The organism is Anatilimnocola floriformis (assembly GCF_024256385.1).
Lineage (GTDB): Bacteria > Planctomycetota > Planctomycetia > Pirellulales > Pirellulaceae > Anatilimnocola > Anatilimnocola floriformis.
In genome coordinates, this window is record NZ_JAMLFW010000001.1 from 1,893,450 (window position 1) to 1,916,081 (window position 22,632).

19 protein-coding genes are annotated in these 22,632 nt (G+C 57.0%); 9 read left to right on the forward strand and 10 right to left on the reverse strand.

Annotation, left to right across the window (positions count from 1 at the left end; translation table 11 throughout):
• Positions 1–48: 48 nt before the first annotated feature.
• Positions 49–327, reverse strand: a complete 279-nt coding sequence (locus tag M9Q49_RS07565; protein WP_254508109.1) for a ferredoxin family protein — start codon at positions 325–327, stop codon at positions 49–51.
• 119 nt (positions 328–446) lie between these two features.
• Here M9Q49_RS07565 and M9Q49_RS07570 point away from each other — a divergent pair, with 119 nt between their 5' ends.
• Together M9Q49_RS07570 and M9Q49_RS07575 are read left to right on the forward strand one after the other, a co-directional pair.
• Positions 447–1,049: a sigma-70 family RNA polymerase sigma factor gene (locus M9Q49_RS07570; protein WP_254508110.1), complete on the forward strand. Its 603-nt coding sequence runs from the start codon at positions 447–449 to the stop codon at positions 1,047–1,049.
• Positions 1,046–2,323, forward strand: coding sequence for a serine/threonine-protein kinase (locus M9Q49_RS07575; RefSeq protein ID WP_254508111.1), 1,278 nt, complete (start codon positions 1,046–1,048; stop codon positions 2,321–2,323). Before M9Q49_RS07570 ends, M9Q49_RS07575 begins: the two co-directional genes overlap by 4 nt.
• Here M9Q49_RS07575 and M9Q49_RS07580 read toward each other — a convergent pair.
• Together M9Q49_RS07580 and M9Q49_RS07585 are read right to left on the reverse strand one after the other, a co-directional pair.
• The gene (locus tag M9Q49_RS07580) at positions 2,320–2,595 is read right to left on the reverse strand and encodes a hypothetical protein (RefSeq protein ID WP_254508112.1); all 276 of its coding nucleotides are present in this window, start codon (positions 2,593–2,595) and stop codon (positions 2,320–2,322) included. The genes M9Q49_RS07575 and M9Q49_RS07580 overlap by 4 nt on opposite strands.
• Positions 2,596–2,792: 197 nt before the next feature.
• On the reverse strand, positions 2,793–3,620 hold the full coding sequence (locus tag M9Q49_RS07585; RefSeq protein WP_254508113.1) for a hypothetical protein: 828 nt from the start codon (positions 3,618–3,620) through the stop codon (positions 2,793–2,795).
• 395 nt (positions 3,621–4,015) lie between these two features.
• Here M9Q49_RS07585 and M9Q49_RS07590 point away from each other — a divergent pair, with 395 nt between their 5' ends.
• Positions 4,016–6,379, forward strand: a complete 2,364-nt coding sequence (locus tag M9Q49_RS07590; protein WP_254508114.1) for a protein-disulfide reductase DsbD family protein — start codon at positions 4,016–4,018, stop codon at positions 6,377–6,379.
• 15 nt (positions 6,380–6,394) lie between these two features.
• On the opposite strand, the gene M9Q49_RS07595 is transcribed toward M9Q49_RS07590, so the two are convergent.
• Positions 6,395–7,345, reverse strand: coding sequence for a sugar phosphate isomerase/epimerase family protein (locus tag M9Q49_RS07595; protein ID WP_254508115.1), 951 nt, complete (start codon positions 7,343–7,345; stop codon positions 6,395–6,397).
• Positions 7,346–7,524: 179 nt separating this feature from the next.
• Here M9Q49_RS07595 and M9Q49_RS07600 point away from each other — a divergent pair, with 179 nt between their 5' ends.
• A complete protein-coding gene (locus tag M9Q49_RS07600; protein ID WP_254508116.1) occupies positions 7,525–8,940 on the forward strand; it encodes a sulfatase in 1,416 nt (471 codons plus the stop codon).
• Here the strand turns inward: M9Q49_RS07600 and M9Q49_RS07605 are convergent.
• Positions 8,937–10,256 carry a sulfatase-like hydrolase/transferase gene (locus M9Q49_RS07605; RefSeq protein WP_254508117.1) on the reverse strand — a complete coding sequence of 440 codons (1,320 nt, stop codon included), beginning with the start codon at positions 10,254–10,256 and terminating at the stop codon, positions 8,937–8,939. The genes M9Q49_RS07600 and M9Q49_RS07605 overlap by 4 nt on opposite strands.
• Before the next feature lie 208 nt (positions 10,257–10,464).
• Between M9Q49_RS07605 and M9Q49_RS07610 the strand changes: the two genes are divergently transcribed.
• Together M9Q49_RS07610 and M9Q49_RS07615 are read left to right on the forward strand one after the other, a co-directional pair.
• The gene (locus M9Q49_RS07610) at positions 10,465–11,652 is read left to right on the forward strand and encodes a tyrosine-type recombinase/integrase (protein ID WP_254508118.1); all 1,188 of its coding nucleotides are present in this window, start codon (positions 10,465–10,467) and stop codon (positions 11,650–11,652) included.
• Positions 11,649–12,803 (forward strand): tyrosine-type recombinase/integrase, encoded by a 1,155-nt coding sequence (locus M9Q49_RS07615; RefSeq protein ID WP_254508119.1) that lies wholly within the window; start codon positions 11,649–11,651, stop codon positions 12,801–12,803. The genes M9Q49_RS07610 and M9Q49_RS07615 overlap by 4 nt, the downstream gene beginning before the upstream one ends.
• 831 nt (positions 12,804–13,634) lie before the next feature.
• Here the strand turns inward: M9Q49_RS07615 and M9Q49_RS07620 are convergent.
• Positions 13,635–14,801 (reverse strand): methyltransferase domain-containing protein, encoded by a 1,167-nt coding sequence (locus tag M9Q49_RS07620; protein WP_254508120.1) that lies wholly within the window; start codon positions 14,799–14,801, stop codon positions 13,635–13,637.
• Positions 14,802–15,072: 271 nt separating this feature from the next.
• Here M9Q49_RS07620 and M9Q49_RS07625 point away from each other — a divergent pair, with 271 nt between their 5' ends.
• Complete coding sequence (locus M9Q49_RS07625; protein ID WP_254508121.1) at positions 15,073–15,738, forward strand: hypothetical protein; 666 nt, start codon at positions 15,073–15,075, stop codon at positions 15,736–15,738.
• Here the strand turns inward: M9Q49_RS07625 and M9Q49_RS07630 are convergent.
• A complete protein-coding gene (locus M9Q49_RS07630; RefSeq protein WP_254508122.1) occupies positions 15,735–16,481 on the reverse strand; it encodes a DUF1698 domain-containing protein in 747 nt (248 codons plus the stop codon). The two genes, M9Q49_RS07625 and M9Q49_RS07630, sit on opposite strands and share 4 nt — an antisense overlap.
• A 141-nt stretch (positions 16,482–16,622) precedes the next feature.
• Here M9Q49_RS07630 and gmd point away from each other — a divergent pair, with 141 nt between their 5' ends.
• Complete coding sequence (gene gmd / locus M9Q49_RS07635; protein WP_254508123.1) at positions 16,623–17,651, forward strand: GDP-mannose 4,6-dehydratase; 1,029 nt, start codon at positions 16,623–16,625, stop codon at positions 17,649–17,651.
• Positions 17,648–18,580, forward strand: coding sequence for a GDP-L-fucose synthase family protein (locus tag M9Q49_RS07640; RefSeq protein ID WP_254508124.1), 933 nt, complete (start codon positions 17,648–17,650; stop codon positions 18,578–18,580). The genes gmd and M9Q49_RS07640 overlap by 4 nt, the downstream gene beginning before the upstream one ends.
• Here the strand turns inward: M9Q49_RS07640 and M9Q49_RS07645 are convergent.
• From M9Q49_RS07645 to M9Q49_RS07655, 3 genes are all read right to left on the reverse strand, one after another.
• Complete coding sequence (locus M9Q49_RS07645) at positions 18,577–21,066, reverse strand: O-linked N-acetylglucosamine transferase, SPINDLY family protein (RefSeq protein ID WP_254508125.1); 2,490 nt, start codon at positions 21,064–21,066, stop codon at positions 18,577–18,579. The genes M9Q49_RS07640 and M9Q49_RS07645 overlap by 4 nt on opposite strands.
• Before the next feature lie 290 nt (positions 21,067–21,356).
• Entirely contained in the window at positions 21,357–21,743 is a 387-nt protein-coding gene (locus M9Q49_RS07650; protein WP_254508126.1) for a hypothetical protein, read from the reverse strand.
• The gene (locus tag M9Q49_RS07655) at positions 21,740–22,330 is read right to left on the reverse strand and encodes a hypothetical protein (RefSeq protein WP_254508127.1); all 591 of its coding nucleotides are present in this window, start codon (positions 22,328–22,330) and stop codon (positions 21,740–21,742) included. The genes M9Q49_RS07650 and M9Q49_RS07655 overlap by 4 nt, the downstream gene beginning before the upstream one ends.
• Between the last annotated feature and the right edge of the window lie 302 nt (positions 22,331–22,632).

Genomic DNA, 22,632 nt, shown 5'->3' on the forward strand with positions numbered 1-22,632 from the left:
TGTTCGGCTTTTGCCGGGCGCAATCGTCAACCATTCGCCCTGACTGCGTTATTCCGCGGCCAGCGGAGCTTTCTTGCTCACAATCGGCGGACACTTCGGCGCCATTTCCGCATTGAGCGCAATGAACGGGTGCTCCTCGGGCGGCACATCGTCTTCGGCATAGATGGCCTCGACGGGACATTCCGGAATGCAGGCGTCGCAGTCGACGCATATTTCGGGATCGATAAAGAGCATCTGCTCTCCCTCAAAAAACGACTCGACCGGGCAGACAACGACGCAATCGGTATATTTGCAGCCGAAGCAACGGCTGGTCACGACACTCGACATGAGCTAAACCTCCAAGCGGTGAACCTGAAACGGACGAACGGCCACTCTTGGTACATCCAGAGGCTGGCCGAAAACCGGACAGCTAAAACCGGCCGCGGAAAACTTTTTAAGCAGTCGCCATGACAACTCAGCCTCCCACGGAAACGGCCCAGCTCTTTGCCCGTTGCCTGGCAGGCGATTCCCTGGCCGAAACGCAGCTCTTCGAGCGCTATGTCGTGCGGCTGACGATGCTGGCCCGGTCGCGACTTTCGCAACGGCTCGCGAGTCGCGTGGATCCCGAAGACATCGTCCTCTCGGCGTATCGCAGCTTTTTCCTGGCCGCGCGCGAAAACCGTTTTGATCTGAGGCACAGCGGCGATCTGTGGCGACTGCTCGTGAAGATCACGCTCGCCAAGGTTTGCGATCAGTCGGAACGTCATCAGGCGCAGCGGCGCGACGTGGCCCGCGAACAAACGGCCCCCGATGACTTAGAAACACGTCAGCCCTGGCTGGTGGCGCTGTCGCGCGATCCTTCGCCTGCCGAAGTGGCTCAAGCCATCGAAACGATGGAACAACTCCTGGCCGCGCTCCCGCCGGTCGCAGGCCAGATCGTGCAGTTGCGTTTGCAGGGCTATCGCCAAGATGAAATTGCCGGGGAACTTGGTTGCGCGGAGCGAACCGTTCGGCGCTGGCTGGAGCGCGCTGGCGAATGGCTCACCGCGGCGAAGGCAGGCGACGCATGAATCCTTCCGATGACGTGATCGCTGATTGGGAGTTGCAACTCGAAAGCGAGTGGCAGCGCTCACTCGTCAGTTATTGGCAAACACGGCATCTATCTGCCGAATACGATGCGGCGACTTGCCAGCGCGTGCTCTTTGAGTTGATCGCGCTGCAAATGGAATACGCTTGGAAGCAGGGAGAGAAAACCTCGCCGGAGCGAATGGCGAGTCACTACGAGCCAAGCTTCCGCGAACTGCTGACGCCAGAACTCGAAATCAAACTCCTCGCCGAAGAATTTCGCCTGCGCTGGCGATTTGGCGACAAGCCAAGCGCGCAGCACTTTCTGCAACAGCAGCGGGCGATTTCGGGGCTAGCCGTGGCGATCTTGCAAATGGAAGTGGAGCTACAACGTGAGTTTGGTTGGCAGCCGACTCAGACGGAAACAGCGTCATCCATTTCCTTACTCGCAGCCGCAGCGCCGTTGTCATCGGCCGATTTTCTGGTGCAACGGTTTATCGGCGCCGGTTCGATGGGACGTGTCTATGTCGCGTGGCAGCACAGTCTCGGGCGACGCGTGGCGATAAAGTTCTTGCGCAAGCACTTCGTCCACAACGCAGCGGCCGTCGAGCGGTTTCTGCTAGAGGGAAAGCTTGCCGCGGGATTGCGGCATCCGGGCATCATTGTCATCCACGGCTTGGGACGCACACCGGCGGGGAGTGTGTTCATCGTGATGGATTGGATCGATGGGCCGCCGCTAACGCCGATCGATCCGCAATCACGTGTCGAGTTGAAATCAACTCTCGAGGTGATCGCCCAAGCGGCCGATGCGATGGCTGCTGCGCACGCAGCGGGAGTGATTCATTGCGATCTAAAACCGGCAAACATCTTGCGCGGAAACGACGGCCGAGTCGTGCTAAGCGACTTTGGACTGGCGCGGCGGTTGAACGAAGAAGCAGTGGCCTGGCCGCGGGGTGAAGGGACGCCTGCCTGGATCGCGCCGGAACAAGTCGACGGCTGCTGGGGAGAGTTGGGCGCGGCGACCGACGTGTTTAATCTCACGGCGACGCTGGTTTGGCTACTAACGGGTCGTTCGCCGCATGCCGGCGAAACGACTCCAGCATTGCTCGCCTCGGCAGTGAGCGGGCGGCCTGTGTCGCCACTTGGCGACGGAGCGAAGAATTTTCCCGTCGCGCTCATCGACTTGTGCGCGGCGGGTTTAAGAAAGAATCCAACTCAGCGATTGGGCGGCATGGTCGAACTAGCGACTCAGCTGCGAGCCATCGCTAGCGGAAGTTAGTTGTAACGACCGAGGGCCTTGTTGGCGCCGTTCGTCCACATGGGTTGATTGCTACGGCGGTAGCTATTGGAGTAGCCGTTGCTGTAAACCGCAGGGGCGGCGGCAGGCTGGTACGAAAACGAGCGGTAGCCGTTGTTGGCTTGAGCGACAGCGGGTGCAGCGGCCGCGGGAGAGGCGGCGGCCGGTGCAGCAGTAGCGCAACCATTGCCGGCATAGGCAGACAGGGGCAACACAGCCACAGCAGCCAAAGCAAGGAAAGAGAACATCTTCATAAAGCACCTCTTAAACGGACCAGAGACGGTAAGACATCGAGGGATCCCGCACGTCTTCACGAGCAGGTGACTCTGGATGTACGACTGCAAACAATCATGGCCGACAGCCACGAAAAGACAACGCGACAATATTACAAAGTCGATAACGCAGTGCTAACAAAAGCGTTAGAAAGAAGGCGGCTTTTGCTACTTGCCATTTAATCGGCAAGAGCGGTCGCCGGTTGCCGCGCGTCGAGGGTTAAACGGACGCCGTGATAGCCACGGCCGCCATTGCGATGAGCCCGCCATTCGGTCTCGAGGGCCAGCGCGTCATGAATGCCATAAACGTCACGCAGTGCGCGATCGTGACCGTGGTCGAGCACGCGCTCGATGAACTTTACGAATCGCGCGGGATCATCCCGCCGTGCCAGAAATGCGGCGACTGAAACGCTTTGGCCGTAAAAGCCAGGCACGCGATGTTGCGCCGGATATTGCTCGAGCGCGAAGAGTTCACTGACGCGAAAGTCGTAACGACTGGCAACCGCTTTTTCCAAATCGCGCTGATGCAACTGCTGCTTCTCAAAAGTATCGGCTAGCATCGCGGCTCCTTCATCGGCCCACCGCGGCGGCTGACGACCTTGAAACAGGTCGGCGAAAATGACGTGTGTCATCTCGTGCGCCAGGGCGGTCAGGCCGAGATCTTCGACGCCGAGCAAGTCGATCTTCCGTTTGGAAACGGCCTTTTCTTTGAATTCGATCCAACTCGAACCGCGAGTCATTTCGCCACCGCGACCGACAGCGGCCAGATAACTTTGCTTCGTCGAATGCACCACAACCTGGCAACGGGGCGTCCAGGCATCTCGCGGCTTCTGCAGCCAATAGGTTTGCAGCTTGTCGCGCCAGCGTTCGCACAGTAGCGCCACTTGCCGGGCATCTTGAGTGGCCGAAGCGCCGTAGACTTCGAAGTTTTCGGAACGGGCCTGATTGGCCGATCCGGTGATCGCAGGATCTGCAGCGAGGGCCAGATACAAGAGCAAGAGAGGCACGAAGCAGTTCCGCGGCGATAGGACGTTGCAATGTTTTGCATTCCTTAATCAACTTCCGCGCCAGGTCAGATCTCGCCGTGCCGGAGGCAGATGCGATCGCCCGCAACTCGTTGCGCCTTTGAGAGTTGGCGAATTGTTACAAGTTTGCGAGCGTGCGATTGCAAGCCGATTTGAAGAAGGTGATGCCCTGAGCCTGGGCATCGCTTGCCAGAGAATTCAGCAGCTACGAATTCGGTATCGCATGCTAGTAATTTGGGCGGTTTGCTCGTCTTCATAGAACGCGTAATGCGCTGCGGCAGAGTGCCTGCTGTTGACCTGTTTGGCCGAAACGAGCCTAATAAAGGAACTGCCCGTTCGCAGCCCACCTGTTGCAGCCTTTCCCGACGAGGATTTTTATGCGGTCGACGATTTCCCTGGTCCTGCTCGTGGCTTGTGCCGTGACGGTTGCCGCGCAGGAGGGATCGAAATTCGGCGGTAAGAAATTCAACTTCGATTTTGGCGCAGGAGCAGCGCCGGCGGGCGAACTCGACATCGCGGCGAAGTTTTACGTCACCAAGGATTCGGCGAAGGGCCGCCTGGTGGTCGAAGCCACGATCTCGCCCGAGTGGCACACCTTTTCAACGACGCAGCCTTCCGGCGGACCACAGGCGTCGACGATCAAGGTCGCCGATTCCGTCGATGTTCGCCTGACCGGCCCCTTCACCCCCGATCGCGATCCGCACAAAGAACCCTCGACCGCTTTCACCGACGACGCGGGCAAGCCGCTGACCGAGGAAACGTTCGAAGACAAAGTGGTCTGGACCGCGCCGATCGAACTGACGGCCGGCGTGAAGCCGGAATCGCTCGAAATCGCGCTCACCTACAACGGCCAGATCTGCCACGGCACGGGGGGCTGCATTCCCAAGACGATCAAGGCCACGGCGAAGTTCGTGAGCTACGACGAGCCACCGCAAACGGCCGGCGTGTTTCATCAGCAGGGTAGCAACGTCACCATCAGCGGCCGCCTCGAGCCCGGCGTGGTCACGCCCGGGAGCAAGGCCAAGCTGATCATCACTGCCAAAGCCGAGCCGAAATGGCATGTGTATGAATTGCAGAATCAGGTGGGCAAGTCGACCAACCAGCCGACCTTGATCGTCGTTTCGCGCAAAGGCGATCTCGCTGTCGGCGAACCTCAACCGTCATCGAAGGCAGTGCCGCCGCACGGAGCCGAATCGGATTTGCCATATCACGAGGGTGAAGTCAGCTGGACCAGCGAGATTGAAGTTCCCGCCAGCGCAAAGTCCGGCGAAGTTGAACTCGGCGGCTTCCTTGGTTTTCAAACCTGCTCGGGAACCAATTGCCAGCCGCCGCAAGGCGCGACCTTTCAAGTCAATTTGAAGATTGCTGAAAAAGCGGAGAGCGCGCCGGCGCTGTTGTCGTTTGTCTCCACTTCCTACAAGAACGTCAGCGAGCAAGCGCAGCTCTTCAACGCCGGGCAAAACCGTAGTTCGGTTGCTGCCAACACAGCGCCCTTGCCGCTACCGCTGCTCATTCTCGTCGCGCTCGCTGGCGGTTTCTTTTTGAACTTCATGCCCTGCGTGTTGCCGGTGCTCGGTTTGAAATTGCTCTCGTTCGCCAAGCAAGGGGGCGAAAGCAAAGGCCGCATGATCGCAATCAATCTGGCTTACACGGCGGGGTTGATGGTGATCTTCATGCTCCTTGCGGTGCTCTCGATCACGCTTGGTCTCGCTTGGGGCCAGCACTTGAGTTACCTCTGGTTTCGCATCACGATTTTGACCGTCACGTTTGCGATGGGGCTCAGCCTCTTCAGCGTCTGGGAAATTCCCGTCCCCGGTTTCGCCGAAGGCTCGCACAATCTGCAGCAGAAGGAAGGTCTCGCCGGCGCATTTTACAAAGGCTTGTTCACGACCATCCTTGGCATCTCTTGCAGTGGGCCGTTATTGGGGGTCGCGCTGAACGCCACGATCGGCTTGCCGCCGATTTATACGTTGCTGGTCTTTTTCTTCGTCGGCCTCGGCATGGCGTCGCCGTTTCTCGCTCTGCCGTTCGTGCCGGGCATCAACAAGCTGTTGCCGAAGCCCGGCGATTGGATGGAAACGTTCAAGCAAGTGATGGGCTTCGTCATCATGGGCGCCGCGGTCTTCTTCTTCTCGGCGATCGAGGACGAATGGAAGATCGCCGTGCTCACGCTGTTGCTCGGCGTGTCGCTGGCTTGCTGGTGGGTTGGCAAGGTGCCGCTGTATGAACCCGTCGGCAAGCAACTGAATGCCTGGATCACCGGCGGCGCTGCCGCGGGAATCATCGGCGTGGTGGCGTTCAATTTCTTCGGTCCGCCGCCGCCGGAAGCGCGAATCGAATGGCAGAACTTCAGCATTGCGAACATCACGCAGCAAGAACAAGCCAACCGCACCGTGCTTGTCGACTTCACCGCCGATTGGTGTGCCAACTGCAAAGTGAATCTGAAGTGGGCCATCGAACGCGCCGACGTCAAACAATTGATCGACGAGAACAACGTCGTCGCCATGAAGGCCGATTGGACTTCAGCCAATCCGGACCTGGAAGAAGAACTGAAACGCCTCGGCCGGAAACAAATTCCGGTCCTCGCGATCTATCCTGCCGGCAAGCCCGATGAAGTGCTGGTGCTCGACGGCCTGGTATGGAAACAACAGGTGATCAGCACGATTCGTCGCGCCGGCCCTTCGCAAACGCCGCTGGAGAAAAAGTCACAGCCGGCGAAATCGTTGACGGCGAAGAACTAGCGCGAATCGCAATCCTTAGCACTTCGCCACGGCAGCCTTCATTTTTTCGAGGCCTGTACGCGCGACGAGCAGCGCGTCTTGCTTCCAGTACTCGGGATTAAAGAGCTCGAGCGAAAGCGTGCCCGCAAAGCCGTTGGCAAACAGCGTTTTCAAGATCGAGGTGAGCGGCGCCACGCCATCGCCGGGATAAACGCGGTCCTTATCGGCAATCGTCGCCCGCGGCGGATCAGCCGGGTAATCGTTCATGTGAAAGCAATGCATGGCCGAGCCGGCAATCAAACCGAGCCCATGAAACTCACTGCCACCCTTGTGCAGATGATAGACGTCGGCCAGGATCGTCGCGGCGGGATGCTTGCTCTCGACGGCGACGAGCATCGTTTCGCCCAGCTTGCTGAGAACCGTCGAGAAGCCCCAGACCTCGATCTGCGGAATGACCGCCATCGCAACACCGAGCTTGAGGAGCGCTGCGTAGCGCTCAGCCGCTTTGAGCAGGTCGAGATCGGTCTGCTTCGTTGCGCCCGCTGGCGGAGCAGCGATGTGCGTGCCGCCGATATTGTGGATCAGTTCCATGTCGGACTTCGCCGCTTCGAGTCCCTTGGCCCGCTTGGCATCGTCATCGACAATCCACTCGGCAAAGCCGATGGCGCTGTCGACCTTCAAGCCATGATCGGTGATCCGCTTGGCAAGGTCCTTCAGGCTGCCGCCGGCCATTTCATACTTCCGCAGATCGCCCATCCAGGGTTCGATCGAGTCGTAACCGGCCTTCGCCGCGAGATCAACCTGATCGGGCACGCTCAGTTGCTGTCCGCGGATCGTGCTCATGTTGAGGCAGTAACGGAGCGTCTTCGGCACCGTCACTCTTGCGTCTTCGGCCAGCAGATATGACGGACTAGCCGTGACCGCACCTAGGCCCAGTAAGCCTGCTGACTGCAACCAGCTGCGACGGTCGGAAAAAATCGAATTCATCGGTCACTCGCGCGGATTAGAAATGGTTTTGCGAGGCTCATTGTTGGCCGCGAGAGTCGAGATTGCAATCGGTTGCGACGGGGCGAAATACCGGCAAGGGATTTGCTTGCTATGATGCGCCGATTGAAACGAGATCGCGGTCGAGCGATCGCAATCGGCTCTCCCCAGGAAATGCGACGATGCGAATTGGAACGCTGCGAAATCTGCTCCCGCTGGCATTACTATTAGTTCTCAGCGCTGCCCACTCGGTCGCCGCTGCTGATCGGCCGAACGTACTGTTCATCGCGATCGATGATCTCAATCATTGGGTGGGCCATCTCGGCCGCAACAAGCAGACGAAGACGCCGAACATCGATCGCCTCGCCGGTCAGGGCGTGGCGTTCACCAAATCGTATTGCCTCGCGCCGGCCTGCAATCCTTCGCGCGCTGCGCTAATGTCGGGACAACGACCGAGCACCACGGGCTGTTATGTGAATGGTCAAAATTGGCGGCCGGGCATCACGGAAGACATCCTCCTCAACTCCCACCTCGCTAAGAATGGTTACAGCGTGTTTGGAGCCGGAAAGATCTATCACGGCGCCGGCGATCGCGGTGGCCACTGGGATGACTACTTCCCCGGCAAAGGCAATCCCACCACGCACCCCGATGCCAAAGACACCGGCGTCGGCGGCATTCAGTTTTATCCCGTCAAGGAAACCGATGAAGAGATGCCGGACTATGGCGTGGTGAGCTACGGCATCGAGCAACTCAACAAGAAGCACGACAAGCCGTTCTTCCTCGCGGTCGGTTTGGTCAAGCCGCACATGCCCTTCAGCGTGCCGAAGAAATGGTACGACCAGTTCCCGCTCGACTCCATCGAACTCCCGCCGCATCGTACCGATGATCTTTCCGACGTGCCGCCCGCCGGCGTGAAGATGGCTGGCCCGAACGGTGATCATGCGAAGATCGTCGAATCGGGCCGCTGGAAGGAAGCCGTGCAAGCCTATCTCGCCACGATCGCGTTTTGCGATTCACAGGTCGGCCGCTTGCTCGATGCGCTCGATAAATCGCCGAACCGCGACAACACCATCGTCGTCCTCTGGAGCGACCACGGCTGGAGCCTCGGCGAGAAGTCGCACTGGCGCAAGTTCGCGCTGTGGGAAGAACCGACGCGCACGGTATTCGTCTGGAAGGTCCCGGGCGTGACCAAGCCGAGCGTCTGCGACCGCGTCGTTGATTACAGCTGCATCTATCCCACCGTCTGCTCGCTCACCGGCGTGCCGCTGCCGTCGCATCTCGATGGCAAGTCGATCGACCCGCTATTGAAGAACCCCGCCGCGACTTGGGATGAACCCGCCATCACTACGCACGGTTTCAAGAATCACACGGTGCGCACGGCTGACTGGCGGTACATCCAGTATGAGAACGGCGACGAAGAGCTGTACCACAGCGCGCAGGATCCGCTGGAGTACACCAACCTGGCGAAGCTGCCGGAACACGCCGCGAAGAAAAAGGAACTCGCCGCGCTGCTCCCCAAAACGAATGCCAAGAACCTGCCATTCAACAATGACGGTGAAGGTAAGAAGGGCGGCAAGAAAAAGAACAACGACGATTAGTCCTCGGTTCTCTTGGCGGGCTGCTTTTTGTTTTGCCCTTCGTTCTGATAGGTCTTCCACCAAGTCGGCCCTTCGGCTTCGATTTCGGCGTTGAGCTTTTTCAACTCGGCCTGCATTTCGGCAAACTTCGCAGGCTCCTTACTCGCGAGATCATTCTCTTCCTTTGAATCCTCACTCAAGTTGTAAAGTTCGAACTTCGTCAGCGGCTCGTTGGCCACGATTTTCCAATCGCCGATCCGCATGGCGGTTTTCATCGGCGTCGGCGCGATCACGCACCGCCAGTAGAGCGGCCGATCGCGCTTGACCGGTTTCTGTTCGAGCGCCGGCAAAAAATCACCGCCATCGAGCACGCGATCGGTCGGCAACTTCGCGCCGGCCAGTTTCGCGGCAGTGACGAAAATGTCGGAGCCGATCACCGGCACGCTGCTTTTGGTTCCAGCTGTGGCCTCAACCCCCTTCATGTCTTTCGGCAAGCGGACGATCCCCGGCACGCGAATGCCACCTTCGTAAACGGCTCGCTTGCGGCCACGCAATCCGCCGGTCGAACCGCGACCGGGAGTTTTCACGCCGTCCCCTTCGGGGCCGTTATCGGAAGTGAACATCACGAACGTCTCGTCCGTCAATTTGAGGTCGTCGAGCGTCTTCAGCAGTTTGCCGAACGCCGCGTCGAGTTGCGTGACATTGGCGTGGTGCTCTTTCTGCATTTCGTCGGTGAGGTCGGGATACTGCGCCTTATATTCCGCCGCGGCCTTGATGGGATAGTGCGGTTCGTGCGCCCAGACGCAGAGCAGAAACGGCTTGTCTTTGTTTCGCTTTTCCTTGAGCCACAACGCGGCTTCGTCGACGATGATGTGCGACGAATAACCCTCGATCTTTCCCACCGGCTTGCCGTTGCGAACGAAGTTCGTGGGGTTCTCGTGACTTGGCGCCGCATTGTTTTGAGTCGCCAACCAGTAGTCATAGCCGTGGTCGTTCGGCTGCGGCTGCGTGGGTTGATTGAAGTGCGAATTGAGATGCCACTTGCCGACGTGGCAAGTTTCGTAACCGACTTCCTTCAGCAGCTTCGGCAGCGTGAGCTCGCTGGTCCGCAGATGGATCTCGCGGTTCTCGGGAATCCAGGTGAACACGCCGTTTCGATAGGGCGTGCGACCGGTAAGAATCGCCGACCGCGAAGGGCTGCACACGCCGCTCGCCGCGTAACACTGCGTCAGCTGCACACCCTGCCTGGCAAAGGCATCGAGATTCGGCGTCTTGATCAGCGGATGGCCGTAGCAGCCCAGATCGCCATAGCCGAGGTCATCCGCAAGTATAAGCACTATATTAGGTACACGGCCCGTTTTCGTAGAATCGCCGGTGTTATCGGCGGAAAATGCCGCATCCATGGTGGCGGCGGCAATGATCAGTGTAGCTAGTCTGTGTAGTAAACGCATAAAGTATCGAGTGGAATGGGTGACGCCTTCGGCCAGCGAGCAATATCGCGGCCGAAGAACCTGCGGTCAATTAAGCAGAAAGGAAGGACAGACTATGGGGCGAAAGCGAAAGGTGCGGCGACAGCAGCACGGTTCCGTCTGGCACTGGAAGCAGACGGATGCTTGGTACTACACGTTGCCTGGCACAAAGAAGCGAATGGCTCTGTTCGACGAGCATGGCGAGCGGATCAAAGGCCTGGCTAAGAAACTCGCAGCCGAACAGGCTTTGGCCAAGATCAAGGTGGGGATCGCAGATAACGGCCCAGGCTTCACTCCCGAAGCGGAATGGATTGTTGCCCGCGTCTGTTCCGACTACATCCAGTATTGCGAACGGGGAGTTCCCAAAGGGACTACCACGGCCGGGCACTTACGCAGTACTAAGTCATGGCTCAACGACCTTTGTGCGTACTGCGGCGCCTTGCCTCTTTCGCAGCTGAAGAAAGGGCACATCACGACTTGGATTGAAACGCACTCGTCTTGGCGCAGTACGGAAACCCATCGAGGCGTGTTGTCCATAGTTCTGGCAGCCTTCAATCGGGCCGAAGAAATGTTTGGCGTCGCCAATCCACTGAAGGGCCTTAAGAAGCCGACGCCGAAACCTCGCCTGCAGTCGATCAGCCCCGCTGACGAGCAGATTATTTACGCGAACCTCGAACCGCAGTTTCGCAACTTCCTGTTTGCCGCATTGCACACGGGCCTCAGGCCCTTTTGCGAACTCGCCCAAGTGAAAGCAGAACACGTTGAACAGACGCCGCGGGGCATGATGTGGCGAGTGTACTCCAGCAAAACGAAGAAGACTCGCAAGATTCCCGTGCGGCCTGAGGTCGCCAAACTGGTCCTGCAGCTAATCAAGGATGCGCCTGCCGGCTCCGGCCGGCCACTTTTTCGGAACACTAAGGGGAATCCTTGGCAACGAACTGCCGGCGTCGTTCGCTTTTTGAATCTGCGAAAGAAGCTAGGCTGGTACGGCGACCCGGTGCGAGGAAAGTACACGTGCTATAGCTGCCGCCACACCTTCGTGCATCGCATGCTTTCTGGCTATTGGACAAACGGCTTGGGTTGTTCGATCGAGACGGTTGCGGAGCTGATTGGCGATACTCCGAAAGTGGCGTTTGATCACTACGGCCGAGAATGGGGCCAGCATTATCAGGCTCCGTTGTGGGCTGCTATTGGCGAACAACCTACGGGAACGAGCAGCCAGAAGCCATTGGCGGTCAAGCTTCGAAGGAAGGTGGATACATGACCGCTAACAAGGAAGGAAATAAGACGACCCAAAAACAAACACGTCGCCGAGCGCACGGTTCCGCGTGGCACTGGCAGCAGACAGACGGCTGGTATTTCACTTCGCCTGGCACAAAGCGCCGTGAAGCCCTGCTTGACTCGTCAGGCCGGCGAATCAAGGGGAAGTCCAACAAGCAAGCAGCAGATCTGGCTTTAGCCCGATTAAAAGCAAAATCGGATTGGAAACCCGCATCGGAAAGGTCAATTGAACAGTCAGAAGTTTTGCTAGTGGGAAAGATCTGTTCCGAATACATCGAGTACTGCGCAGAGCGATTTCTTGGCAACCATATTTGCGCCGAACACCGCGATCGCGCGCGCCGCATTCTGAACGATCTGGCAAGTTATTGTGGCGCTCTGTCGGTTATCGAATTGCAGAAAGCTCATCTGGAACACTGGCTTGAGTCACACACGACTTGGCGCTCGCCTGTGACTCGTCGCAACAACATCACCACGGTAATCGCGGCGTTTGAATTCGCGCGGGAAAGCTACGGTATTCCCAATCCGTTACAGGGCTTTTCAAAGCCTGGTCCACGGCCACGTTTGCATTCGCTCAGCCCTGCTGACGAGCAGGTCATGTATGGTGCGACCGACAAGCCTTTTCGAGACTTTTTGTTCGCAGCTCTGCACACCGGGCTTCGGCCGTTTTGCGAACTCGCGGGACTGCGAGTTCGGAATGTCGAAGTCCAGAGCGGCGGAATGCTTTGGCGAGTGTACTCGTCCAAAACAAGGAAGACCCGAAAAATCCCAATCAATTCGGCCGTTTCGAAACTGCTGACTAACAGACTAAAAACGGCAGAGCCGGAAGCAATTCTGTTCCCGAACGCTCAGGGCAACGTGTGGAAGAAAGTAACCGGCGTGGCGAGGTTCTTGAAGATTAAGCGAGCTCTTGGCTGGGATGTTGATCCGCTCCGCAAGGCCTTTTCTTGCTACACGTGTCGCCATACATTCGCTCATCGCCTTCTCTCGGGATATTGGAACAACGGTTCAGGATGCACGATCGAAACCTTGGCAGAGTTGATGGGCAACACACCACAAGTGGCGTTTGCCCACTACGGTCGTGAGTGGGGCATGCATTACCAGGATCCACTATGGACGGCCATCGGTGTCGACTGAGATGAGAAGCTGTTGCTCAGATTCATTCCCAAGCAAAACTGGGTTTTGAATAGAGCGGATCAGACACCTCAAACACCAGTCACTTTCCCGAAGAGCCTCTGTGGTTGGGGCGTTTTCGGATGTTTCTATCCGATGTAATCTTGTACTCGAATTGGTCTTACAGGGCCAATATTGCCCCCGATTTTCGATGCGGAGCAGAAGCCGTCGGCGGAATCCAGTCGTAGTCATGCCGCGATGTTACGCGGGTACGGCCAATGTGCAACGACTTCAACTTGACATGATTCAAGAAGGTGACGGCGCAGGGGATTGCGGAGAAGTATCGGATCTCAACGAAGTGCGTTCGAGATTTGCGGCAACTGCGTGCAGAGACGGGCCAACTCACACCGCGCCAAAGCATGCAACGGAGCAGCAGCGGCCCGATGTCGTTGATCGCCGCACGTGTTGGTGCTTCTGGCGGGCCTCGCTCGATTATCGCCGGTTGGTGTTTCTCGATGAAACCGGAGCCGACACGAAGATGGCGCGGCGGTTCGGCCGTGCGTGGCGTGGCCACCGCTTGGTGGCTCACGTGCCGCATGGACATTGGAAGACACGACCTTTGTCGGCGGACTGCGCGCGACGGGCCTCACCACTCCGCTGGTGGTCGACGGCCCGATAAATGGGTAACTCTTCCTCGCCTACGCCCAACAACAACTCGCGCCGGCGCTCAAGCCTGGCGGCATTCTGATCCGCAACAGTGATTCGGTCCGGCTCGCCTTGGGTTGGCGCTGAACCCGAGAACCTTACACAAGTTCGTGGATCAGATCGGCGGTGGATGCATTGGCGCAAGGATATTCATGCCGATAACGGGCGACGATCTGCAAGTAGACATTCACTGCCGATAAAAAATGTCCTGTGTAGCAAGTCGAGCGCACTAGAGTTGTCGCCGGCGTGAACCTGACCGTCGGAGAGAGCATAATTCAGCATGCCCTCGGCATCGGCGAATAGCGCCCAAACGTCTATATATAGAAACGATCGTTGCGCACACATTTCGCGCAGCATTCGATTCAATGTCTGCGTAAATCTGCTGCGTGCAGAATTGTCTCCCACAAATGGTAGGGTCGAATCTTGCCGAGACAATTCAACTCTGGCCGGCGGTATGACGCTGACCACTCCAAACTGCACGCGCGGAAAATGATCCGCATTGCGCTGAAGTGCATTCAGGTAATTGGTCACGAGGGTAGTGAGGATTTCTTCTTCGCCACGCCCAGCCTCGCACTGTCGCGCTACGTGACAGCGGCAGTCAACCTCGCCGTAGCACCACAAAACACGATCACCGGGCGCAATCGCGTGGCTGGAGACATCGAGTCCGTCGCGACCGATACGGTGCATGGTTACCGAATCCATGCGCTGAATCCGTACCCCGGGGAAACCTCCAAACGTGTATTCGCTATGGCTGTCCCCAAATATCCAAAGTTGCTTGCTTGTTGCGATTGGCATTGCCTCGGCCGTGACATTCAGGCTGATTAACTGCCCGCGAAATCTCACTTCACTGGCATCTCGAAATAGACCAAATGTGGGATGCCTTTGGATGTTCACAAAGCTAGCGGAGCGCAAGTACTTCTCCAAGAATTCAGAGGTCCAGCCGGCCAGATGGTAATCTTGGTTGTCGACTTGGCCCCCAAACATCATTCGCATTAAAAGAAAGCGTTCTTGGAAAGTCAGCTTGTCTCTTGCTACGAAAATCCTCGCCAGCACGTCCAGATCGGGCACTGAAATGTAGACCTTGCCGCCGGGAATAAGAATTCGGTGGCATTCGCGCAAAACCTGAGGTGCTTCGGCTGCATAGTCGAAGTGCTCGAATAAGTCGGCGAAGTAGATTTCGCTGAACTCATGCGATGAGAACCTGGAAAGGTCTAGCGGATCGCCGACATGGTCGACATGCGGAGCAGGAACTCGAGCGAAAACCTCCCAATCGGAGTGTCTTATTTTTCCGCCTAGATGCAATTTGCGTAGTGTCACGGAATCGTCGCCCAGTATACTAAGCGAGCATTGCGGCTGACGGCGACGTAGTTCATTGAATGAGCGATCCGCGTTCCCAGAATGTTCATTGCAATCGACGTGTACCTATTGATGCGGGACGCGCCTTGTCGAAATGATTGCGTGAAGCATACCGATTCAACTTGAAGTCGCAAGGCTACCAGACCCATGTTGCAAAGCCATTAGTTGACAGGCTTTGCTGGTCCTCTCCGCTGCAGTTCCACTCAATTGCTAAACGCGTTTGCGAGTTGCGATGAACGAGTTCAACGCTAACCAGGCTGCTAACAATCCCTTTGGCGGCGCATTCAATGGGCAATCAGGCCGGCTCGCAATTTTTGAAGAGTTGGAGCGAGCATTTACCTTTGCGGGAGCCGTGGAAACGGGCACTTACACAGGATCGACTACTGAATACCTGGCCAAGACGAAGATCCCAGCGATCCAGTCGTTTGAGAGTTCGCGCGAACGGGCAACTCAGGCTGCAGTTCGCTTGGCGGCATACCGGCAAGTTCAGGTGAACAATGTTGACTCCGTTGCCGGGCTCACGGAACTGGCAGCGCGAAATAGCTTTCCCAAGACAAATGTATTTTTCTATCTCGATGCTCACTGGGAAGAGAAATTGCCACTCGCCGAAGAGGTTCGAATCATTCTTAAGCACTGGAAACGCTCGATCGTGATGGTCGACGACTTCGAGGTGCCAGATGACTCAGGCTATGGCTTTGACGACTATGGCCCCGATCGCCGCCTGGCTGAGTCTCTGATCAATTCGCTACTGCCGCCGAAATGGCAATTTCTATATCCCACGATGCATAGCGGTCAGGAAACCGGTCGCCGCCGCGGCTGTGTGGTATTTGCGACCGATCGCTTCACGTGCATCTCGCTCCAGAACATTCCCTTGCTGCGCGCCGCATTCTCGGCTTAGCGTTTTCCGTTAGCAAAACCTCGACAATCGGGCAGCCGCTTTGGCGCCCCGACTAACTTCCAGGTGCGGACGTTATTAAAACCGGCCGCGTTCAACAGGGCGGCCAAGCAACTCAATGTTGGACACCACCAATTGGTGGTGTTGTTTCCATATTCGTTGCCGGGGTAGAACTCCATTACCACGTCATTGTTCGAATACCCTTTGCCAATTCCACCGCGATAAGGGCTGAAGTCATCCAGAATTGCCGATTCAAGGAATATTTCTTCATTGCACACAGCGGCCAAACGATCGAGCGCGAGTAATGGATGCCGCAGGTGATAAATCACCCCAAAGCAGAAGACGACGTCAAACCGGCCAAAGCGGGCCTCGGTGACATCGTAGACGGAGATTTCCTCGCGATGGCACTTCTGCGAGTCATACCCAAATGCCTCGCGGCAAAGATCGAATGTCTCCCATGCCTTTCTATCGGACGAATTCAGCGTTCCCAGGTAGTCCGAAAAATCATCAATCGCGACAACTTCTGTGGCGCCGCGTTTGATCGCTTCAAACGTCCAATATCCATCCCAAGCGCCGACATCTAACACACGCTTGCCGGTTAGATCGGCGGGAATTCCATATAGCTTGGCATTGAGAGGCGCCCACCCCGGAGTTGTGACGCCGCCTGGCAGTTCAACGCGATGGTACCAAAAGGGGTACGAGGCAACTTTTTCTGCAAGTGTCGGTTCTTGAGCGGTGTCGTTCATGAGCTGCAATCCAATTCACTGAAATGATGGTTGCAATTTGCCTGCGTTTCTTGCACGATACACGCCCCTCCAAACCATGATCGGTAGAGGTGCGGAGTCAACATACCGATTCACACTTCGGAAAGCAAAGCTATCAAAGTCATGTCGCAAGTCGATTTTCCGCCGAAATGCGGTAAGCGCGCTCTCATTACCGGCATCACGGGCCAGGATGGCTCGTATTTGACCGAACTGCTGTTGAGCAAGGGGTACGAGGTATTTGGAATCATTCGCAGGTCATCGTCGTTCAACACGACGCGCATCGACCACATCTATCAAGATCCACACGCGACCGATAGACGCTTGGTTCTGATTTATGGAGACCTCTCTGACGGTTCGTCGCTCAATCGAATCGTACGGGATGTTCAGCCGCATGAGATCTACAATCTCGGCGCGCAATCGCACGTGCGAGTATCGTTCGACACACCCGAGTACACGGCCGATATCACGGGCCTCGGCACGATTCGGCTGCTTGAGGCGATTCGCGAAAGCGCGCAGTCGTGCAAGTTTTATCAAGCTTCGTCCTCAGAACTCTACGGCAACGCCCCAGCGCCACAAAACGAGCTCACTCCGTTCGATCCCCGCAGCCCCTATGCCGCTGCCAAGGCTTACTCGTTTTACATCACGCGAAATTATCGCGAAGCTTACGGAATGTTTGCGGTCAACGGCATTCTCTTCAACCACGAGTCGCCGCGCCGCGGCGAGACCTTTGTCACGCGCAAGATCACCCGCGCTGTCGCCAACATCAAGCAGGGCCGGCAAAAGAAGCTTTACCTCGGCAATCTGGATGCTCGCCGCGACTGGGGCTTTGCGAAAGAGTACGTTGCCGCGATGTGGAAAATGTTGCAACAGCCTGAGCCAGATGACTACGTGATCGCCACTGGCGAAACTCATTCCGTTCAGGAGTTCGTCGAAGCGGCCTTCGGTCATGCAGGACTTGAATGGCGCGATTTTGTCGAGATCGATCCCAAATACTTTCGGCCTTCCGAGGTCAACATACTCTTGGGCGATGCCACGAAGGCGGAGCGCGAGTTGGGCTGGAAAGCCGAGACGACTTTCTCGCAGTTGGTGCAGTTGATGGTCGAGTCGGATATGCACGAAGTGAAACTGGAAATCGAAGGTAAAGGTCGATGAACTGGGAAACCACTTCGGTAGTAGTGACAGGCGGCGCAGGCTTCCTCGGGTCGTTCGTGGTCGAGGGCTTGCGCTCGCGTGGCTGCACAAATATTACGGTGCCACGTTCCGCAAGTTGCGACTTACGCAACCGCGCCGAGATCAGAAGCCTCCTGGAAGCGTCTCGGCCAGACCTGATTTTTCATCTCGCGGCCACCGTGGGTGGAATCGGCGCCAATCAGGTCAACCCTGGCCGTTTTTTCTTCGACAATGCAGTCATGGGTATCGAGTTGATCGAGCAGTCGCGGCAACTGGGCATTCCCAAAGTAGTCATCGTGGGCACCGTCTGTGCCTATCCAAAATTCACGGCCGTGCCGTTTCGCGAAGACGATTTGTGGGACGGCTATCCAGAGGAAACCAACGCTCCGTATGGCCTGGCGAAGAAGATGTTGCTCGTGCAAGCCCAAGCCTACCGTCAGCAGTACGGGTTCAATTCGATCTATCTTTTGCCGGCGAATCTTTATGGTCCGCGCGACAATTTTGAGCCTGCGAGCTCGCATGTGATCCCAGCGCTGATTCGGAAATGCGTGGAAGCCAAGCAACAAGGCCAGCCAGCCATTACACTTTGGGGCGACGGCTCTGCGACGCGTGAGTTTCTGTATGCCAGCGATGCTGCTGAGGGATTGCTGCAGGCGGCTGAGAAGTACGACGGCGCAGAGCCAGTCAATCTTGGTACCGGCAACGAAATCTCCATTCGCGAATTAGCCAAGCTAATTGCGGCTGAGGTCGGCTACCTCGGCAGCGTCGAGTGGGACACTTCCAAGCCGAACGGCCAACCACGCCGTGCCCTCGACCATCAGCGAGCCGAGAGCCTATTTGGTTTTCGCGCAGCCACCCCGCTTGTGGTCGGCTTGCGGCAGACTGTGCAATGGTATCTGGCGCAGCTCTAAGGCAAATTGGCGTACATTTGCGAGAAGGCGTCCTCCAGTTCGCGCGTGAATCCCGCCACATCGCAGATGTCGCTGGAGAAAAAATGTTCTCGTTGTTCTTCACGCAGACCTTCGAGCAATTCTAACGCCGACGCCAGATCGACCGCAGCTTCGACATATTCCTGCGGCGTCTTCGCCACCAAGTCGTCAAGTCCCAGCCGTCTCAGCAAGCCGGACGATGCTCGTCGGCAGTACGTCTCGCCTTCCAGAGTGATGATCGGCACCGACATGGTCAGTGTTTCCAACGTCGTCATCGTCCCCTGGTACGGAAACGAGTCCAATGCGATATCGACGTCGCCGATCGCTTCCAGGTGACTATCGAGGCTCGGTCGAGACTTCCAAAAATGGAGCCGTCGCGTATCGATTCCTTCGGTCGCGAACACGGCGCGAACGTATTCTTGAATGGCGGCGGATTCATAACGGTCGCCATATTTAAATGCCAGGACGCTGCTCGGAACGCGACGAAGGACTTCGGCCCAAGTTCGCAGTGCAAGAGGCGATATCTTGGCGATGTTATTAAAGCAACCAAAAGTCAGATACCCGTTCTTGCGGCGCGGCAGTGGCGAAAGGGGTGGCAGCTTCTGCGGTCGGGCATAGCACAAAAAGCCCCTGCTCAAGCGGATCAGTTTTTCACTGTGCCATTGGTCCGTTTGGCCGCGCGGATCGCAATAGTCATCGGTAATTCGATAATCGATTTCGGCCAGCCCAGAGCTGTCGGGGTAACCGAGGAAAGACACTTGGACGGGCGCGGCACGCTGGGCAAAGATTTCCAAACGGTTGCCGCCGCCGGTAAATCCTCCCAGGTCCACGAGGATATCGATTTCATCTTTCTGAATCTGCTTGAACAAATCCGCGGAAGAGGACTCGTGAACCTTGGAAAATTTGGTGGCCGCGTTGCTGGTGCGAACCGTCCATTCGTCGTGTTGAACGCCGTGGTGGTAGCAATGAATTTCGAACTTCGTTTTGTCGTGCGTGGCGATGATGGGATGCATCAACTTGCCCACAGGATGTGTGTAGAAGTCGGCGGCCACGTAACCCACGCGCAGAGGCCGCACATTCCGCCGTCGCGCGATCGGTTTCAATTCCGGCTCTCTGCGTTTCCAATACTGCGAAAGTCGAAAGTGCTCGGCGGCGATCGAGTCGGGCGTTTCCCGATCGGAATAGTGCAAGTACATCAGATAGTTGGCGGCGGCTACGTAGTACAGGGGCCGCAATTCTAACGCACGTCGTAAATAGTGCAGGCATTCGTCAATCCGGCCCGCCGCGATCAGGTCTTCGGCAAGATAGAAGCAATGCTCTGCATTCTTGGGCTCGAGTTCTGTCAATCGCCGACGATACGGGATCGTCTCGAATCGTCGTTTGGCGCCGCTCAGTGCGAGCACCATGTTCGAGAGTGCGAGGGCGAAGTTAGGATCGAGTTTCAAGGCGCGTTTGAGCTCGACCTCGGCCCATTCGTTCAACTCAAGCTTGTGCAAACAATAGCCAAGATTGTTGAGCGCGAGCGCGTGAGCCGGCTTGGCGGCAACAATCTGCTGATAGATCGGAACGGCTTGCTCAAACTGTTTCTCGTTCGTCAGGCGGTTGGCTTCCGCAAACTTTTGCTCAACGTCTGGCGCGGCAAAGGGAATATCGCCAGTAACGAGATAGTTGGGGCGCGGAGGACGAGGGTGCTCGTACCCTAAAATTTGCAAAATATCCTGGTAATCGGAGTTTTTGCTCAGGCGATCCAGCATGTCTTGCTCGACCTGAGGGAGCGGTCGTGGCTCGATCGTTTGGATGTTGAACGACATATTGCCGGTGATCTTGTCATACGAGCGCCACCGCTGCTGATACTTCACGTCGAAGTTGAGTCGCAGCTTTTCGCACATCTCATTCAATCGTTGATCGGGTTGTCGGCAGAAGTCTTCATAGCGAATGAAGCCGATCTCCTTTGCCTGTTCCGCGAAGCGGCGCATTCCGTGCAAAACCTGCTCTTCATCCCAAGGCTTGACCACATCAATTGCCCGCAGCGATACCAGCTGTTCTAACGGGTGGCGAACTGTAGCGGTGCGAACAACATCAAATGATTTGTCAAGCATGACAGAAGTTGTCATCTTATAAGACGGGGTTGATAGGAACGGCAGTCCCGTAAAGTCGAGATGCGTCCAGTCGCGAATCACCAGCGATTTTCCTTGGCTGCGACACCGCTCTTCGATGAGGCTGATTGCCTGCAAAAACTCCTGGCCGGGATCCGCGTGCTGTCGACGGGCCTCGTCCTCGCTTAGCAGCTGAAACCATTCTCGTGCTTGATTTCGCGGGCAAAACGAGTCCAAACCCTGCGGATTAATTTCGCTGAGGAGCACCACATTGCTCATTGCTGCCAGGCAGCGACTGATCAACGTGCCGCCGGTGCGAGCGAGATGATGAACGACACGAATGACGGGCTTTTGCGATTGGAGTGTGGCCATATTGAGAGGTGCGTTGAAAATTTCCAAATGATTTTTCTACACAGAATTGCATGCAGCAGACGATCTGCGACTTAATTGTCAGAATGCTGAACAAATGATTGACATTCAAAAGTGATCACTATATACAATGCGGGCCACCGTAAGGCATGGCTGTCTTACATCTAATTTGGGACCCTGCAAAAACCTCTCTCCTGGTGCCCTCTATGACTTCGTCGCCTCGTTGGAAGAAATTGCTCGCACAACTCGGCCTTGTTCGCTCGAAGAATAACCGCCCCCAGCGCAATCTGCGACTAGAGAGCTTGGAACAACGCACCGTTCTTGATGGCGACCCTAATACCTTCTCGATTTCTGGCCTCGCTGCCGATGAGCCGGCACTGCCAGGCGAGGCGACCCAGCTCTCGTTCAATATCACCTTCACCGACGCCAACAACACTGGCGGATCGGTGAAGTGGCGCGTGCAGCAGGTCGGCGCAACCGGCGAGGCGACGGAAAATCAAGACTTCACATCTGCTCAAGGCACGTTGAGCTTCGGTTCCGGCGGTGGCACTACGCAGGTGCAGGTGCCGGTACTGTTCGACGGGATCAACGGTGAGGCAGATGAAGTTGTTCGCGTCGAACTGTACGACGCGGTGAACGGAAGCCTCTACTGCGACTACGTCGGCTTCGGCACGATTCATGACACCGTGTATGGTTCGAGCGGTGGTTCGTCCGGTGGATCGAGCGGTGGTTCGTCCGGTGGATCGTCCGGTGGATCGTCCGGTGGATCGAGCGGTGGATCGAGCGGTGGATCGAGCGGTGGATCGAGCGGTGGATCGAGCGGTGGATCGAGCGGTGGTTCGTCCGGTGGATCGTCCGGTGGATCGTCCGGTGGATCGTCCGGTGGATCGTCCGGTGGATCGTCCGGTGGATCGAGCGGTGGTTCGTCCGGTGGTTCGTCCGGTGGATCGAGCGGTGGTTCGTCCGGTGGTTCGTCCGGTGGATCGAGCGGTGGTTCGTCCGGTGGTTCGTCCGGTGGTTCGAGCGGTGGTTCGAGCGGTGGTTCGAGCGGTGGTTCGAGCGGTGGTTCGAGCGGTGGTTCGTCCGGTGGATCGAGCGGTGGTTCGTCCGGTGGTTCGTCCGGTGGATCGTCCGGTGGATCGAGCGGTGGATCGAGCGGTGGATCGAGCGGTGGATCGAGCGGTGGTTCGTCTGCCGCAAGTTCGATCGCGGGATCAGTCACCGTCGATGGAAATGCGACTTCGAGTGCCGCGAAGGGAATGTTCACTCCCTCAGGTGCCACTATGGAGCGGGAAACGACGGATGTGGAACTCCTGTACGTTAAACACTACTTAAAGCAATACGACGGACCCACGCAGTTCAAATCGGATTACACGGTCAATCTCAAAGCTGATGGCTCGTTCGATCCAACCGGCAGCACGATTAAGTTGACCACCGTGAACTACACTTCACGCACATACGTGACAAGGAATGACGCAGACATTTCGGCGGAAGAGGAGGCCGCGCTGGTCGCGAAAGGCAAAACCGTTTACAGGGAAGGCGGCAATGCCTACATCTTCTCCAAGCCGA

Excerpts from the sequence above, each read along its gene's own strand:
- M9Q49_RS07565 (WP_254508109.1), bottom strand. The coding sequence starts at position 327 with ATGTCGAGTGTCGTGACCAGCCGTTGCTTCGGCTGCAAATATACCGAT.
- M9Q49_RS07630 (WP_254508122.1), bottom strand. The coding sequence starts at position 16,481 with ATGAACGACACCGCTCAAGAACCGACACTTGCAGAAAAAGTTGCCTCG.
- M9Q49_RS07600 (WP_254508116.1), top strand. The coding sequence starts at position 7,525 with ATGCGAATTGGAACGCTGCGAAATCTGCTCCCGCTGGCATTACTATTA.
- M9Q49_RS07590 (WP_254508114.1), top strand. The coding sequence starts at position 4,016 with ATGCGGTCGACGATTTCCCTGGTCCTGCTCGTGGCTTGTGCCGTGACG.
- M9Q49_RS07615 (WP_254508119.1), top strand. The coding sequence starts at position 11,649 with ATGACCGCTAACAAGGAAGGAAATAAGACGACCCAAAAACAAACACGT.
- M9Q49_RS07575 (WP_254508111.1), top strand. The coding sequence starts at position 1,046 with ATGAATCCTTCCGATGACGTGATCGCTGATTGGGAGTTGCAACTCGAA.
- M9Q49_RS07580 (WP_254508112.1), bottom strand. The coding sequence starts at position 2,595 with ATGAAGATGTTCTCTTTCCTTGCTTTGGCTGCTGTGGCTGTGTTGCCC.
- M9Q49_RS07650 (WP_254508126.1), bottom strand. The coding sequence starts at position 21,743 with ATGAATCGTGCCGAAGCCGACGTAGTCGCAGTAGAGGCTTCCGTTCAC.
- M9Q49_RS07640 (WP_254508124.1), top strand. The coding sequence starts at position 17,648 with ATGAACTGGGAAACCACTTCGGTAGTAGTGACAGGCGGCGCAGGCTTC.
- M9Q49_RS07570 (WP_254508110.1), top strand. The coding sequence starts at position 447 with ATGACAACTCAGCCTCCCACGGAAACGGCCCAGCTCTTTGCCCGTTGC.
- M9Q49_RS07595 (WP_254508115.1), bottom strand. The coding sequence starts at position 7,345 with ATGAATTCGATTTTTTCCGACCGTCGCAGCTGGTTGCAGTCAGCAGGC.
- gmd (WP_254508123.1), top strand. The coding sequence starts at position 16,623 with ATGTCGCAAGTCGATTTTCCGCCGAAATGCGGTAAGCGCGCTCTCATT.
- M9Q49_RS07645 (WP_254508125.1), bottom strand. The coding sequence starts at position 21,066 with ATGGCCACACTCCAATCGCAAAAGCCCGTCATTCGTGTCGTTCATCAT.
- M9Q49_RS07610 (WP_254508118.1), top strand. The coding sequence starts at position 10,465 with ATGGGGCGAAAGCGAAAGGTGCGGCGACAGCAGCACGGTTCCGTCTGG.
- M9Q49_RS07625 (WP_254508121.1), top strand. The coding sequence starts at position 15,073 with ATGAACGAGTTCAACGCTAACCAGGCTGCTAACAATCCCTTTGGCGGC.